Raw genomic sequence first — 12,727 nt, 5'->3', positions numbered from 1 at the left:
AGCAGGTCGAATCGCGCCGCCTCTACCAGCAGATCGCCGACCAGATCCGCGAGCTGATCCATCGTGGCGGCTTCGGTGCAGGCGATCGACTGCCCCCCGAACGTGACCTCGCGCAGCAGCTGGGCGTGTCACGGCCTTCGCTTCGCGAGGCGCTGATCGCGCTGGACGTCGAGGGTTCGGTCGAGATCCGCAGTGGCTCCGGCGTCTACGTCAACACCCCGCCCGAGCGCACCGCGCGCACGACGGCGGCGCTCGGCGAGAGCCCGACCGAACTGATGCAGGCCCGCGGCGCGCTCGAGGGCTCGGTGGTGGTGATGGCCTGCGCGCACGTCACGCCCGAGTCGCTGGCGCAGCTGCGCGCCTGCGTCGACGGCATGCGCCAGGAGATCGCGCGGCGCCGTTCGCCGCTGGAACACGATCGCCAGTTCCACCTGACGATCGCCGACATGTGCGGCAACTCGGTGATGCAGCGCATGGTGGTGGAACTGTTCGACGATCGCCACAGCCCGATCTCGACCAAGCTGCGCTCCCGCTACGAGAACATGCGCACCTGGAACGCCGCGCTCAAGGAGCACGAGGCGATCCTGCACGCGCTCGAGGCGCGCGACCCGCTCGCTGCCGAGGCCGCGATGCGCTCCCACCTGAAGGCCTCCGAGCAGCGCTGGGTCGGCGGCTGAGCCGGTGCCCGGCGGCCCGATTCGACGCCCAACGACAAGACCGCCGCCCGATGGGTGGCGCCCCTCACGCTTTGCGAAAAGCGCAGCGACCGTGCTAGCATATTCCTGAGGTGCGTACCTCATTGAGTGGAATGCATGGGCCGGGAGCTCACGCGCTGGCACGGTCACGCGAAGGAGTCGGTGATGAAGAAGGTGGTGTGGGGCGTGCTGAGTACCGCCCGCATCGGCATCGACCAGGTGCTGCCCGCCATGCGGGCCAGTCCCCTGATCGAGTTGAGAGCCATCGCCTCGCGCTCGCTGCCCGCGGCGCGGGCGGCCGCGCGCGACCTGGGCATCCCGCGAGCCTACGGCTCGTACGAGGAACTGCTCGCCGACCCGGAGATCGAGGCGGTCTACAACCCGCTGCCCAACCACCTGCATGTACCGCTGACGCTGCAGGCCGCCGCCGCGGGCAAGCATGTGCTGTGCGAGAAGCCGATCGCCCTCAGCGTGGAAGAGGCGGCCTCGCTGCGCGAGGCGGCGCGGCAGGTGCACATCGAAGAGGCGTTCATGGTGCGCCACCACCCGCAGTGGCAGCGTATGCGCGAGCTGCTGCGCAGCGGGCGCATCGGCACGCCGCGTGCGGTGCAGGTGTTCTTCTCCTACTTCAATGACGACCCGGCGAACATCCGCAACCAGCCGTCCATCGGCGGCGGCGCGCAGTACGACGTCGGCTGCTACGCCATCCTCAGCGGGCGCTACCTGTTCGAGGCCGAGCCGCGGCGCGTGGTCGCCTTGGTCGACCGTGACCCGGCGCTCGGCACCGACCGCACGACCAGCGCCCTGCTCGATTTCGGCGACGGCAGGCAGCTCGGCTTCACCGTCTCGACGCAGAGTTGCCCCTTCCAGCGTGTGCAGGTGGTCGGCACCACCGGCCGCCTCGAGCTGCGCATCCCGTTCAATGCGCCGCGCGGGGGCGCGATGTCCGTCGCGATCGACGAGGGTGGCGCGCTCGACGGCAGCAGCATCCACATCGAGACGCTGCCCGCGGCCGACCAGTACCAGCTCGAGGCCGAAGCCTTCTCGCGCCTGGTGCGCGGCGAGGCCGGGCCCGGCTGGGGCCTGGACGACGCGATCGCGCAGCTGCGCGTGATCGACGCACTGTGGCGCTCCGAGCGCAGCGAACGCTGGGAAACCGTGGGCTAGCCGCGGGTCGCCCCTCACCTCGACCGACACCTCGACCGACACCGTGCGGAGGCAGGCATGGACCGAATCCCTCGCATCCTGATCGTCGACGACGACGTCGAGATCCGCCGCCTCACCAAGACCCTGCTGCAGGACTATGGCTTCCTGGTCACCGTCGCCGGCAGCGGGCGCGAGATGGCCACCGCGCTCAACGAATGGCATGTCGACCTGGTCGTGCTCGACGTGCTGATGCCCGGCCAGGACGGCTTCGCGCTGTGCCGCGAACTGCGCACCCGCAGCGAGATGCCGATCATCCTGCTGACCGCGCTGCGTGAGGAGTCGGATCGCATCGTCGGGCTCGAACTGGGCGCCGACGACTACATGGTCAAGCCCTTCAACCCGCGCGAGCTGGTGGCCCGTATCCGCACCATCCTGCGCCGCTCGCGGGCGCGCCCGATCGAGCCGCCGCAGGAGACACGCTTCGTCTACAGCTTCGTGGGCTGGCAGCTGGACGCCGGGGCGCGCGAACTGCAGTCGCCCGACGGCGCGCTGGTCACGCTGTCGGCGCGCGAGTTCTCGCTGCTGCTCGCCTTCCTCAGCCACCCGCGCTGCGCGCTCAGCCGCGACCGCCTGGCCGACACGGTGCGTGGCCAGGACTGCTCGCCCTTCGATCGCAGCATCGACATCCTGGTCTCGCGCCTGCGCCGCAAACTGGAAGACACCCGCAAGGAGCCGACCCTGATCAAGACCATCCGCGGCGAGGGCTACCAGTTCTGCGCCGAGGTGGCCCGTCGCCCGGCGGACGCACTGGCCGACGCGCTGGCCCACTGAGACCAACATGCCGCGCTGGCCCGAGGCCGTCGCGCACGGGGTGCCCCGCAGCCTGCGGGCGCGGCTGTTGTGGTGCATCGCGGCCGCACTCGCGCTGCTGCTGCTGTTGATCGACTGGCTGGCCGGGCCGCTGCAGCGCAGCCTCGGTGCCGGCCTGTCGCTCGTGCTCGGCGTGGCAGCCGTCCTCGTGCTGGCCGACTGGGCCGTGGCGCGCCTGGTCGAGCCGATCCGCGAACTGGCCGCGGTGATCGAGCAGCATGGCGTCGAAGCGCAGGGCGCGCCGCTGCCGGAGCGCGGCCCGCTGGAGGCTCGCGTGATGGCCCGGGCTTTCAACCGACAGCGCGAGCGCATCGCCGACCTGCTGGGCGACCAGAAGCGCATGCTGGCCGCCGTCTCCCATGACCTGCGCACGCCCGCCACGCGCCTGCGGCTGCGCGTCGAGTTCGTGCGCCACGACACCGAGCTGCAGCGCCTGATGCTGCGCGACCTCGACGAGATGGATGCGCTGCTGACCGAGGCGATGACCTTCCTCGGCGACGACGTGCGCGAGGAGCCGCGCAAGCTGGTCGACCTCAGCGCGCTGCTGCAGGCGGTGTGCGACGACTATGCCGACGTCGGGCAACCGGTCGGCTTCCTCGAGCCGCCGCCGCTGCGCTTTCGCAGCGTGCCCACGCTGTTCGCCGCCGCCGGCCAGCAGCTGAGCTTCGACAGCGAGCGCCGGGTGCGCCTGCAGTGCCGGCCGAACGCGCTGCGCCGGGCCGTCAACAACCTGATCGACAACGCGCTGAAATACGGCTTCCGCGCCGACGTGCAGCTCGACGCCGACGCACAGCACGTGCGCATCGGCGTGCTCGACCGCGGCCCCGGCATCCCTGCCGAGGAGCTCGACAAGGTGCTGCTGCCGTTCTACCGCATCGAGTCGTCGCGCCAGCGCAGCACCGGCGGCATGGGCCTCGGGCTGGCGATCGTCAAGACCGTGGCCGACGCCCATCGCGGCCGCGTCGAGCTGTGCAATCGCGCCGAAGGTGGTTTGCTCGCCACGCTGGAGCTGCCGCGCGAGGGTTGATGTGCGCTTGCGTTCATGCCTCCTCTGAGCATCGCGGCAGGCGCTGCCCGCTGTGGGCTCATGCGGCGGCGGTCGGCCTTGCAGGCCGACTGCACTGCGATGCTCACGCCAGGGGGCGGGCCGCCCAACTCACTTCGTTCGCTGCGCTCACTCCATTCAGACAAGCGGCGGCCAGTCAGTTCACGAAGCGCGCTAACGCGCGCTGCCCCCTGACGCTGCGCTTCTCGTCGCCGCCCAAATCGCCCCCAGCGGGCAGCGCCTGCCGCGAAGTCCACCACTGGTTCTGCTCGTTCCGCACGCGCCTTTGCCGCACCCACCGGTACGCGAACACCATGCTGCGCCGCGACATTTGTATCGCTGCGTAGCACCACGCACTGGCACTCGATCAGCGTTACGTCCGCGCCCGCACGGTTTCCGCAGCCGCTGCCAGCATCGCGCCGCGACACAACGAACAGGAGACACGCCGTGTTCACTATCCGACGCAGCATCGCCTGCCTGGCGCTGGCCACCGGGGCGCTGAGCGCCATTCCCGCCGTGGCCGGGCCGCCCACCGTGGAAGTGCTTCACTTCATGACCTCGGGCGGGCAGGCCAAGGGCATGAAGTCGCTCAAGGACGACCTCGAGGCCCAGGGCGGCAAGTGGATCGACACGCCGGTGGGTGGCGGCAACAGCGAGGACGCGCTGGCCAAGCTGCGCACGCGAGTAATGGGTGGCGACGCGCCCTCGTCGGTGCAGCTCAAGGGGCCGCTGATCCAGGAGTGGGGCGCGCTCGGCGTGCTGCAGCCGATCGACGACGTCGCCGCCGCCGGCCGCTGGGAACAGGCGCTGCCGAAGCTGGTCTCCGACACCATGAAGTACAAGGGCCAGTGGGTGGCCGCGCCGGTGAACATCCACCGCCTCGACTGGATGTACGCCAACCCGGCGGTGCTGACCAAGGTCGGCATCAAGATGCCGGCGACGTGGGAGGAGTTCGACGCCGCGGCCGACAAGCTCAAGGCCGCCGGCATCACGCCGCTGGCCCATGGCGGCCAGGCCTGGCAGGACGCCTCGCTGTTCGAGATCGTCGTGGCCAGCGTCGGCGGGCCGGCGTTCCACCGCAAGGCGCTGGTCGAACTCGACAACGCCGCGCTGACCGGCCCGACGATGAAGCAGGTGTTCGACCGCATGCGCAAGCTGCGCGGCTACGTCGACGCCAACTTCTCCGGCCGCGACTGGAACGTCGCGACCAACATGATCATCACCGGCCAGGCCGGCTTCCAGCTGATGGGCGACTGGGTCAAGGGCGACATGAGCGCCGCCGGCAAGCAGCCGGGCAAGGACTACGTCTGCGCCAACCCGCCCGGCTACGGCAACGCCAGCTTCCTGTTCATCGTCGACAGCTTCGCGATGTTCAAGGCCAAGAACCCCGACGTGCTGGCCGGCCAGAAGCTGTTCGGCAAGCTGATGATGGAGCCGCGCTTCCAGGAGAACTTCAACCTGGCCAAGGGCTCGATCCCGGTGCGCAACGACATGAAGCTCGACAAGTTCGACTCCTGCGCGCTGGCCGCGCGCGACCAGATGGACAAGTCGATCAAGGGCGGCGGCTTCAACCCCTCGGCGATCCACGACATGGCGGTGGCCAGCGCGGTGCGCGGCGCGATGACCGACGTGGCGACCAAGCACTTCAACTCCTCGATCTCGTCGGACGAGGCGGTGCAGCTGCTCGCCAAGTCCATCAAGCAGGCGCGCGAGTGATCCGACAGGCCCTAGCCCGGCACCTGTCGGCGCTGATCCTGGCGCCGACGGCCGCGGCCACGCTGGTGTTCGTCTACGGCTTCATCGCCTGGACGGCCTACATGTCCTTCACCGGCTCGCGAATGATGCCGGTGTACGAACTGATCGGCTTCGACGCCTACACGCGGCTGTGGGAGATGGAGCGCTGGAACGTCTCCATCGTCAACCTGCTGATCTTCGGCAGCCTGTTCGTCGGGCTCGGCCTGGCCACCGGGCTGATGCTGGCCATCCTGCTCGACCAGCGCATCCGTGCCGAAGGCCTGCTGCGCACGATCTACCTGTACCCGATGGCGCTGAGCTTCATCGTCACCGGCACGGTATGGAAGTGGCTGCTCAACCCCGGCATCGGGCTGGAGCGCGGCATGCACCAGCTCGGCTGGGAGAGCTTCCGCTTCGGCTGGATCGTCGACCCGGACCTGGCCATCTACACCATCGTCATCGCCGGCGTGTGGCAGAGCTCGGGGCTCGTGCTGGCAATCTTCCTCGCCGCGCTGCGCGGCATGGACCAGGACGTGGTCAAGGCCGCCTTCATGGACGGCGCCAGCACGCTGCAGATCTACTGGGGCATCGTGTTGCCGTCGATCCGCCCGGCCTTCTTCTCCGCTGTGATCGTGCTGACCCACCTGGCCGTGAAGAGCTTCGACCTCGTCGTCGCGATGACCAACGGCGGCCCCGGCTACGCCACCGACCTGCCGGCGATCTTCATGTACTCGATGAGCTTCCAGCGCAACAACATCGCGGTCGGCTCGGCCACCGCGATGATGATGCTGTGCACGGTGATGGCGATCATCGTGCCCTACCTCTATTCCGAGCTGCGCCCGGCCAGGAGCGCCCATGGCTGAGGCCGCACTCGAACTGCGCGAGGGCCGCTGGGCGCCGGCCGTCGCCGGGCAGCGGCGGCTGCGCATCGGCCGCGTGATGCTCTACGCGGTGCTGACGCTGTTCGCGCTGTACTACCTCGCGCCGCTGTACGTGATGATCGCCACCTCACTGAAGTCGGCCGAGGAACTGCGCGAGGCCTCGATCTTCGCGCTGCCGCACGCCGCGCAGCTCGATACCTGGCGCCATGCCTGGAGCGAGGTCTGCATCAGCGTCAGCTGCGGCGGCATGCGGCCGTACTTCGTCAACTCGCTGGTGGTGGTGGTGCCGGCGGTGCTGATCTCCACACTGATCGGCGCGATCAACGGCTACGCGCTGGCGGCGTGGCGCTTCCCGGGCTCGAACCTGCTGTTCGGCCTGCTGCTGTTCAGCTGCTTCATCCCCTTCCAGGCGATCATCCTGCCGCTGGCGCAGCTGCTCGGCGCGCTCGGCCTGGCCAGCACCGGCACCGGCCTGGCGCTGACCTACATCGTCTACGGCCTGGGCTTCACGACGCTGTTCTTCCGCAACTTCTACGTCACCGTGCCGCGCGAGCTGGTGCGCGCGGCAACGATCGACGGCGCGGGCTTCTTCGCCATCTTCTGGCACATCATGCTGCCGCTGTCGCTGCCGACCATCGTGGTCACGCTGATCTGGCAGTTCACGCAGATCTGGAACGACTTCCTGTTCGCCGTGACGCTGACCAACGGCGCCGGCCAGACGGCCACCGTCGCGCTGGGCAACCTGGTCAAGACCTCGCAGGCCACCAAGCGCTACGACGTGGAGATGGCCGCAGCCATCATCACCGGGCTGCCCACCCTGCTGGTGTTCCTGCTGGCGGGCAAGTACTTCGTGCGCGGGCTGACCGCGGGCGCCGTGAAAGGCTGAGCCGCATGGCCTCGCTCGAACTCATCGAGGTGTCCAAGAGCTACGGCCGCGCGGAAGCGGTGCGCAACGTGTCGCTGCGCGTCGGCGACGGCGAGTTCCTGGTGCTGGTCGGTCCGTCGGGCTGCGGCAAGAGCACGCTGCTGAACCTGATCGCCGGGCTGGAGCACACCAGCAGCGGCGAGATCCGCATCGACGCGCGCCGTGTCAACGAGGTGCACCCGAAGGACCGCGACATCGCCATGGTGTTCCAGTCCTACGCGCTCTATCCGAACATGACGGTCGAGCGCAACATCACCTTCGGCATGCGCGCCCGCGGCGTGCCGCGCGAGGCACGCGAGGAAGCGCTGCGCAAGGTGGCCACGATCCTGCAGATCGAGCCGCTGCTCGAGCGCAAGCCGGGCCAGCTCTCCGGCGGACAGCGGCAGCGTGTCGCGATGGGCCGGGCGATGGTGCGCGACCCGTCGATTTTCCTTTTCGACGAGCCGCTGTCCAACCTCGACGCCAAGCTGCGCCTGGAGATGCGCACCGAGATCAAGCGCCTGCACCAGCGCCTGGGCACCTCGGCCGTCTACGTGACGCACGACCAGATCGAGGCGATGACGCTGGCCACGCGCATCGCCGTGATGCGCGACGGCGTGCTGCAGCAATGCGCCGACCCGCGCACCGTGTTCGAGTCGCCGGCCAACATGTTCGTGGCCGACTTCATGGGTTCGCCGCCGATGAACTTCGTGCCGGCCACGCTGGTGCAGCAGGACGGCGGGCTCGGCGTGCACCTGCCGCGGCAGGGCGAGCCGGCGCTGTACGTGCCGCTGCCGCAGGCGCCGCAGCGTTATGCCGACTGGCTGGGCCGCGACGTGGTGTTCGGCGTGCGGCCGGAGCACCTGGCCGCGCTGAGCCCCGGCGAGGCATCCGCCGCAGGCCTCGCGGTGCTGGACTGCCGCGTCGACGTGGTCGAGCCGACCGGCACCGACACGATGGTCTTCTTCGCGCTCGGCAGCGTCGACATGGTGGCCCGCATCGACGCGCACACCGCGGTGCGACCGGGCGAGCAGCTGCGGCTGGCGGTCGACGCGGCGCGCACCAGCCTGTTCGACCCGCGCAGCGGCCAGCGCATCTGAGATTTCCCAAGGCATGAGGACTTCGCCGCATGCCAAACCACGTGAGAAGAGGAGACTGACATGAAGACGAGGATGATGAAGATGGCGGGCGTTGCGTTGCTGGCACTGGCGGCAGCCACGCCGGGCTGGGCGCAGAAGAAGACGCTGGCGGTGGTGGTCAAGGGGTTGGACAACCCCTTCTTCACCGTGCTGGGCGACGGCTGCGCGCTGTGGAACAAGCAGAACCCGACCTCCGAGTACACCTGCCTCTACACCGGCCCGGCCTCGAGTGCCGACGAGGCGGGCGAGGTGCAGATCGTCGAGGACCTGATCAACAAGGGCGTGGCCGGCATCGCGATCTCGCCGTCCAACGCGCCGGCGATGGCCAACATGCTCAAGGCCAAGAAGCCGAAGATGCCGATCATGACGATCGATGCCGACCTCGCCGCGGCCGACCGCGCGCTGCGCAAGACCTATCTCGGCACCAACAACTACGACATGGGCGTGCTGATGGCCGGGCACCTGAAGCAGCACAAGCCCAAGGGCGGCAGCGTCTGCCTGCAACTGGGCAACGTGGCGGCCGACAACATCAACGCGCGTGCCGCCGGCTTCCGCGACACGATCAGCGGCAAGAAGGGCATCGACCGGCTCAAGGGCGAAGGCGGCTGGACGGAGATCGCCGGCTGCCCGGTGTTCACCAACGACCAGATCGACCTGGCCAACCAGCAGATGGCCGACGTGTTCACCAAGAACCCGAAGCTCGATGCCTTCATCCTGATCGGCGGCTGGGCGCAGTTCGGCCCGCAGGCCTATGCACAGGTGACCGACCAGGTGATGCCGCGCCTGAAGTCCAAGGAACTGGTGATCATCGCCGGCGACACGCTGCCGCCGCAGCTCGACGCGCTGAAGGCCGGGCGCAGCCATGGGCAGATCGGCCAGCGCCCGTTCGAGATGGGCCTGCGCGCGCCGGCGGTGCTGATCGACCTGATCAACGGCAAGAAGGTGGCCGACCCGCTGTACACCGGCCTGGACGAGTGCACGGCAGCCAACCTGGGCAAGTGCCCCGCGAAGTGACGCCGCAGTCCGGGGTGCCCGCGGGCACCCCGGCGGCCTTCCCGAACGAATCCACGAAGCGCATGGCCATCCTGGAGCTGAACAAGGTGTCGAAGCACTTCGGCGCGATCCACGCGCTGAACGAGGTGTCGCTGTCGCTGCACGCCGGCGAGGTGGTTGGGCTGATGGGCGACAACGGCGCCGGCAAGTCGACGCTGGTGAAGATCATCGCCGGCAACTTCCCGCCCAGCGCCGGCACGATGAGCCTGCAGGGCCGGCCGGTGCACTTCCACAAACCATCCGACGCGCGCACGCAGGGCGTCGAGATCGTCTACCAGGACCTCGCGCTGTGCGACAACCTCAGCGCGGCGGAGAACGTCTTCCTCGGTCGCGAGCCGACGCGCGGCTTCGGGCCGCTGCGCTGGCTCGACTACCGCACGATGTTCGAACGGGCCGGCGAACTGTTCGCCGAACTGAAGTCCGAGACGCGGCCGCGCGACCTGGTGCGCCGCATGTCCGGCGGCCAGCGCCAGGCGGTGGCGATCGCCCGCACGCGGCTGTCCGACCCGAAGATCGTGCTGATGGACGAGCCGACGGCGGCCATCAGCGTGCGCCAGGTCGCCGAGGTGCTGGCGCTGATCCGCCGGCTGCGCGAGCACGGCATCGCGGTGGTGCTGATCAGCCACCGCATGCCCGACGTGTTCTCGGTGGCCGACCGCGTCGTGGTGCTGCGCCGCGGCGAGAAGGTCGCCGACAAGGCGATCGCGCAGAGTTCCCCTGAAGAAGTCACCGGCCTGATCACCGGTGCGATTGCCCTCGCATGAACACACCAAACGCCACCGGCACCCAGGCCGGCATCGCCGACACCACGCTGGCCAGCGCCATCGCCGAGCGCTCGCACGCCAGCCGGCTGGCCTGGCTGGCCGGCCAGCAGACCTTCTGGGTGACGCTGGCCGCGCTGCTCGCCTTCGCCGGACTGTCGCTGGCCAGCGACGTGTTCGCCACGCAGCAGAACCTGTTCAACGTGGCGCGCAACTTCGCCTTCGTGGCGATCATCGCCATCGGCATGACGGCGGTGATCGTCACCGGCGGCATCGACCTCTCGGTCGGTGCGGTGCTGGTGCTGTCCGGCATGGTCACCGGCATGGCGATGAACTCGGGCATGTCGATCTGGCTGGCCGTGCCGCTGGGGCTGGCGGCGGCGCTGGCGGTGGGCGCCTTCAACGGCGTGATGATCGCCTACGTGGGCGTACCGCCCTTCGTGGTGACGCTGGGCATGCTGTCGATCGCGCGCAGCCTGGCGATGGTGCTGTCCGACAACCGCATGGTCTATTCCTTCGGGCCTGACCAGCCGGCGCTGCTGGCGCTCGGCGGCGGCTTCCTCGAACTGGCGCTGCCCTTCGTCGACCCGATCCGCATTCCCAACCCGCTGCTCTTCATGCTCGTGCTGATGGTGTGCACCAGCCTGGCCTTTCGCTGGTCGCGCTGGGGCCGCTACCTGTTTGCCATCGGCGGCAACGAGCGCGCCGCCACGCTGACCGGCGTGCCGGTGAAGCGGGTGAAGGTCGGCGTGTACATGTTCTGCGCGCTGTGCGCCGGGCTGACCGGCGTGCTCGAGGTCGGCTGGCTCGGCACCATCACGACGGGGCTCGGGCAGGGCATGGAGCTCACCGTCATCGCCGCGGCGGTGATCGGCGGCGCCAACCTCTCCGGCGGCATCGGCTCGGCCTTCGGCGCCGTCGTCGGCGCGGCGCTGATCGAAGTCATCCGCAACAGCCTGACGCTGCTGGGCATCAGCACCTTCTGGCAAGGCACCTTCGTCGGCACCTTCATCGTCATCGCCGTGCTGTTCGACCGGCTGCGCTCGCGCAGCGCCAACGAGTGACGCTTTGAGCGTGAACCCCATGTCTCCATGATGCCCACCGCCGGCGGCGACAGATGCCAGCACGAGCACGCATCGACCGTCCGCAGACGCAGCCCTCCGGGTCTGAGCGGCATCTTTCGGGCCCACCGTTGCGTGGGCCCGCTTTTGTTTCAGCGCTGCTGGAGATCCCGTCATGACTGCTTCCGACCCCAGACTCATCCTCGTCACCGGTGCGACCGGCAAGGTCGGCCGCGCCTTCGTCGCGCGGCTGCTGGCCGAGCCCTCGCTGGCGCACTGGCGCGTGCGCGCGCTGTGCCACCAGCGTGCGCTGCCGGCGCATCCGCGTGTCGAGTCGGTGCACGGCGCCATCCAGGACCGGGCGGTGGTGCAGCACGCGTTGCACGGCGTCACGCACGTGTTGCACCTGGCCACCAGCAAGGAGACGCCGGAGGACGTGATGGACGTCGCCGTCAAGGGCCTGTTCTGGCTGCTCGAAGGCTGCCGCACGAGCGCGAGCTTCCGCCAGTTCATCCTGATCGGCGGTGATGCGGCGATCGGCCACTTCCACTACCCGCACCCGGTGCCGGTGGTCGAGAGCCAGCCGCACAGCGCCTACCCGGGCTGCTATGCGCTCTCGAAGGTGCTCGAGGAGGTCATGCTGCAGCAGTACTTCATCCAGTACGGGCTGAACGGCTGCTGCCTGCGCGCACCGTGGATCCTGGAGAAGGACGACCTGCGCTTCCACCTGAGCTTCGGTGAGGACGTCTTCGGTGCGCCGCGCTGGTGCGACCTGGTCGGCGCGGAGGCCGCGGCGGCCCACGCAGCGCGCGGGGCCGTCCCCGTGCTGCTCGACGCGCAGGGCGAAGGCCTGTTGCGCAACGTCGTGCACGTCGACGACCTGGTCGGCGCGATCCTCGCCGCGATCGACCATCCGCGGGCCCGGCATCAGGTCATGCATGTCGGCATGGACGAGCCGATCGACTATGTCCGTCTGGGCGCGTACCTGGCGCGCACGCGCGCTTGCCCGCTGGTGCCGCTGCGTGACAGCTACCACTCGACGTGGCTGGACAACAGCAAGGCGAAGTTCCTGCTCGGGTGGCGGCCGCAGTACGACATGGCAGGTCTGGTCGAATCAGCCTGGGCCTACGGTCGGCCCGATGACGATCCTCGTCGAGTCTGGTACCCCGGCTAGGGCCTGGCCGCCTCCGCAGGCAACATCGCGCGCCATCGATAGGGGCTTGTCGAAACGGCTGCTGCCCGTTCGTCGTGGGAGTACCTGCAGCATGGTCGGACTCGACGACCGCTGCGCCCCGTTCGAAGGAGATGCGATGACCACCACCGTTACGCCATATCTGAGTTTTCCCGGGACGACGCGAGAGGCGTACGCGTTCTACGCCAAGGCCCTCGGCGCGACCATCGAAACCATGATGTCGTACGCCGACATGCCGCCGGCCCC

The 12,727-nt window shown here is 69.1% G+C and carries 12 protein-coding genes; all 12 read left to right on the top strand.

The annotated features are described in order from the left end of the window. Positions 1–677, top strand: a 677-nt coding sequence (locus AAG801_RS34370; protein ID WP_341892444.1) for a FadR/GntR family transcriptional regulator, incomplete at its 5' end; no start/stop codon positions are given. A gap of 135 nt (positions 678–812) precedes the next feature. Continuing rightward, positions 813–1,862: a Gfo/Idh/MocA family oxidoreductase gene (locus AAG801_RS34365; protein WP_341892443.1), complete on the top strand. Its 1,050-nt coding sequence runs from the start codon at positions 813–815 to the stop codon at positions 1,860–1,862. Between the two features lie 57 nt (positions 1,863–1,919). Continuing rightward, entirely contained in the window at positions 1,920–2,672 is a 753-nt protein-coding gene (locus tag AAG801_RS34360; RefSeq protein ID WP_341892442.1) for a response regulator, read from the top strand. Between the two features lie 7 nt (positions 2,673–2,679). Further along, positions 2,680–3,738, top strand: coding sequence for an ATP-binding protein (locus tag AAG801_RS34355; protein ID WP_341892441.1), 1,059 nt, complete (start codon positions 2,680–2,682; stop codon positions 3,736–3,738). Positions 3,739–4,203: 465 nt separating this feature from the next. Then, complete coding sequence (locus AAG801_RS34350; RefSeq protein ID WP_341892440.1) at positions 4,204–5,472, top strand: ABC transporter substrate-binding protein; 1,269 nt, start codon at positions 4,204–4,206, stop codon at positions 5,470–5,472. Beyond that, positions 5,469–6,353, top strand: a complete 885-nt coding sequence (locus tag AAG801_RS34345) for a sugar ABC transporter permease (protein WP_341892439.1) — start codon at positions 5,469–5,471, stop codon at positions 6,351–6,353. The genes AAG801_RS34350 and AAG801_RS34345 overlap by 4 nt, the downstream gene beginning before the upstream one ends. A gap of 76 nt (positions 6,354–6,429) precedes the next feature. After that, a complete protein-coding gene (locus AAG801_RS34340) occupies positions 6,430–7,257 on the top strand; it encodes a carbohydrate ABC transporter permease (RefSeq protein ID WP_341892445.1) in 828 nt (275 codons plus the stop codon). A gap of 5 nt (positions 7,258–7,262) precedes the next feature. Then, positions 7,263–8,375: a sn-glycerol-3-phosphate ABC transporter ATP-binding protein UgpC gene (ugpC, locus tag AAG801_RS34335; protein ID WP_341892438.1), complete on the top strand. Its 1,113-nt coding sequence runs from the start codon at positions 7,263–7,265 to the stop codon at positions 8,373–8,375. A gap of 60 nt (positions 8,376–8,435) precedes the next feature. Further along, the gene (locus AAG801_RS34330; RefSeq protein ID WP_341892437.1) at positions 8,436–9,428 is read left to right on the top strand and encodes a substrate-binding domain-containing protein; all 993 of its coding nucleotides are present in this window, start codon (positions 8,436–8,438) and stop codon (positions 9,426–9,428) included. A gap of 62 nt (positions 9,429–9,490) precedes the next feature. Next, positions 9,491–10,231, top strand: a complete 741-nt coding sequence (locus tag AAG801_RS34325) for an ATP-binding cassette domain-containing protein (RefSeq protein ID WP_341892436.1) — start codon at positions 9,491–9,493, stop codon at positions 10,229–10,231. After that, complete coding sequence (locus AAG801_RS34320) at positions 10,228–11,292, top strand: ABC transporter permease (RefSeq protein WP_341892435.1); 1,065 nt, start codon at positions 10,228–10,230, stop codon at positions 11,290–11,292. Before AAG801_RS34325 ends, AAG801_RS34320 begins: the two co-directional genes overlap by 4 nt. A gap of 172 nt (positions 11,293–11,464) precedes the next feature. Next, a complete protein-coding gene (locus AAG801_RS34315) occupies positions 11,465–12,463 on the top strand; it encodes an NAD(P)-dependent oxidoreductase (protein ID WP_341892434.1) in 999 nt (332 codons plus the stop codon). Positions 12,464–12,727 lie beyond the last annotated feature (264 nt).

The sequence above is a fragment of the Variovorax sp. YR752 genome, assembly GCF_943372545.1.
Note: the sequence above shows the minus strand (reverse complement) of the source record. Positions and strands in the feature narration are given on the sequence as shown.

Bases quoted from the DNA above. Each gene is read 5' to 3' on its own strand.
- AAG801_RS34365 (WP_341892443.1), top strand. From the start codon at position 813: ATGGGCCGGGAGCTCACGCGCTGGCACGGTCACGCGAAGGAGTCGGTG.
- AAG801_RS34360 (WP_341892442.1), top strand. From the start codon at position 1,920: ATGGACCGAATCCCTCGCATCCTGATCGTCGACGACGACGTCGAGATC.
- AAG801_RS34355 (WP_341892441.1), top strand. From the start codon at position 2,680: ATGCCGCGCTGGCCCGAGGCCGTCGCGCACGGGGTGCCCCGCAGCCTG.
- AAG801_RS34340 (WP_341892445.1), top strand. From the start codon at position 6,430: ATGCTCTACGCGGTGCTGACGCTGTTCGCGCTGTACTACCTCGCGCCG.
- ugpC (WP_341892438.1), top strand. From the start codon at position 7,263: ATGGCCTCGCTCGAACTCATCGAGGTGTCCAAGAGCTACGGCCGCGCG.
- AAG801_RS34330 (WP_341892437.1), top strand. From the start codon at position 8,436: ATGAAGACGAGGATGATGAAGATGGCGGGCGTTGCGTTGCTGGCACTG.
- AAG801_RS34325 (WP_341892436.1), top strand. From the start codon at position 9,491: ATGGCCATCCTGGAGCTGAACAAGGTGTCGAAGCACTTCGGCGCGATC.
- AAG801_RS34320 (WP_341892435.1), top strand. From the start codon at position 10,228: ATGAACACACCAAACGCCACCGGCACCCAGGCCGGCATCGCCGACACC.
- AAG801_RS34315 (WP_341892434.1), top strand. From the start codon at position 11,465: ATGACTGCTTCCGACCCCAGACTCATCCTCGTCACCGGTGCGACCGGC.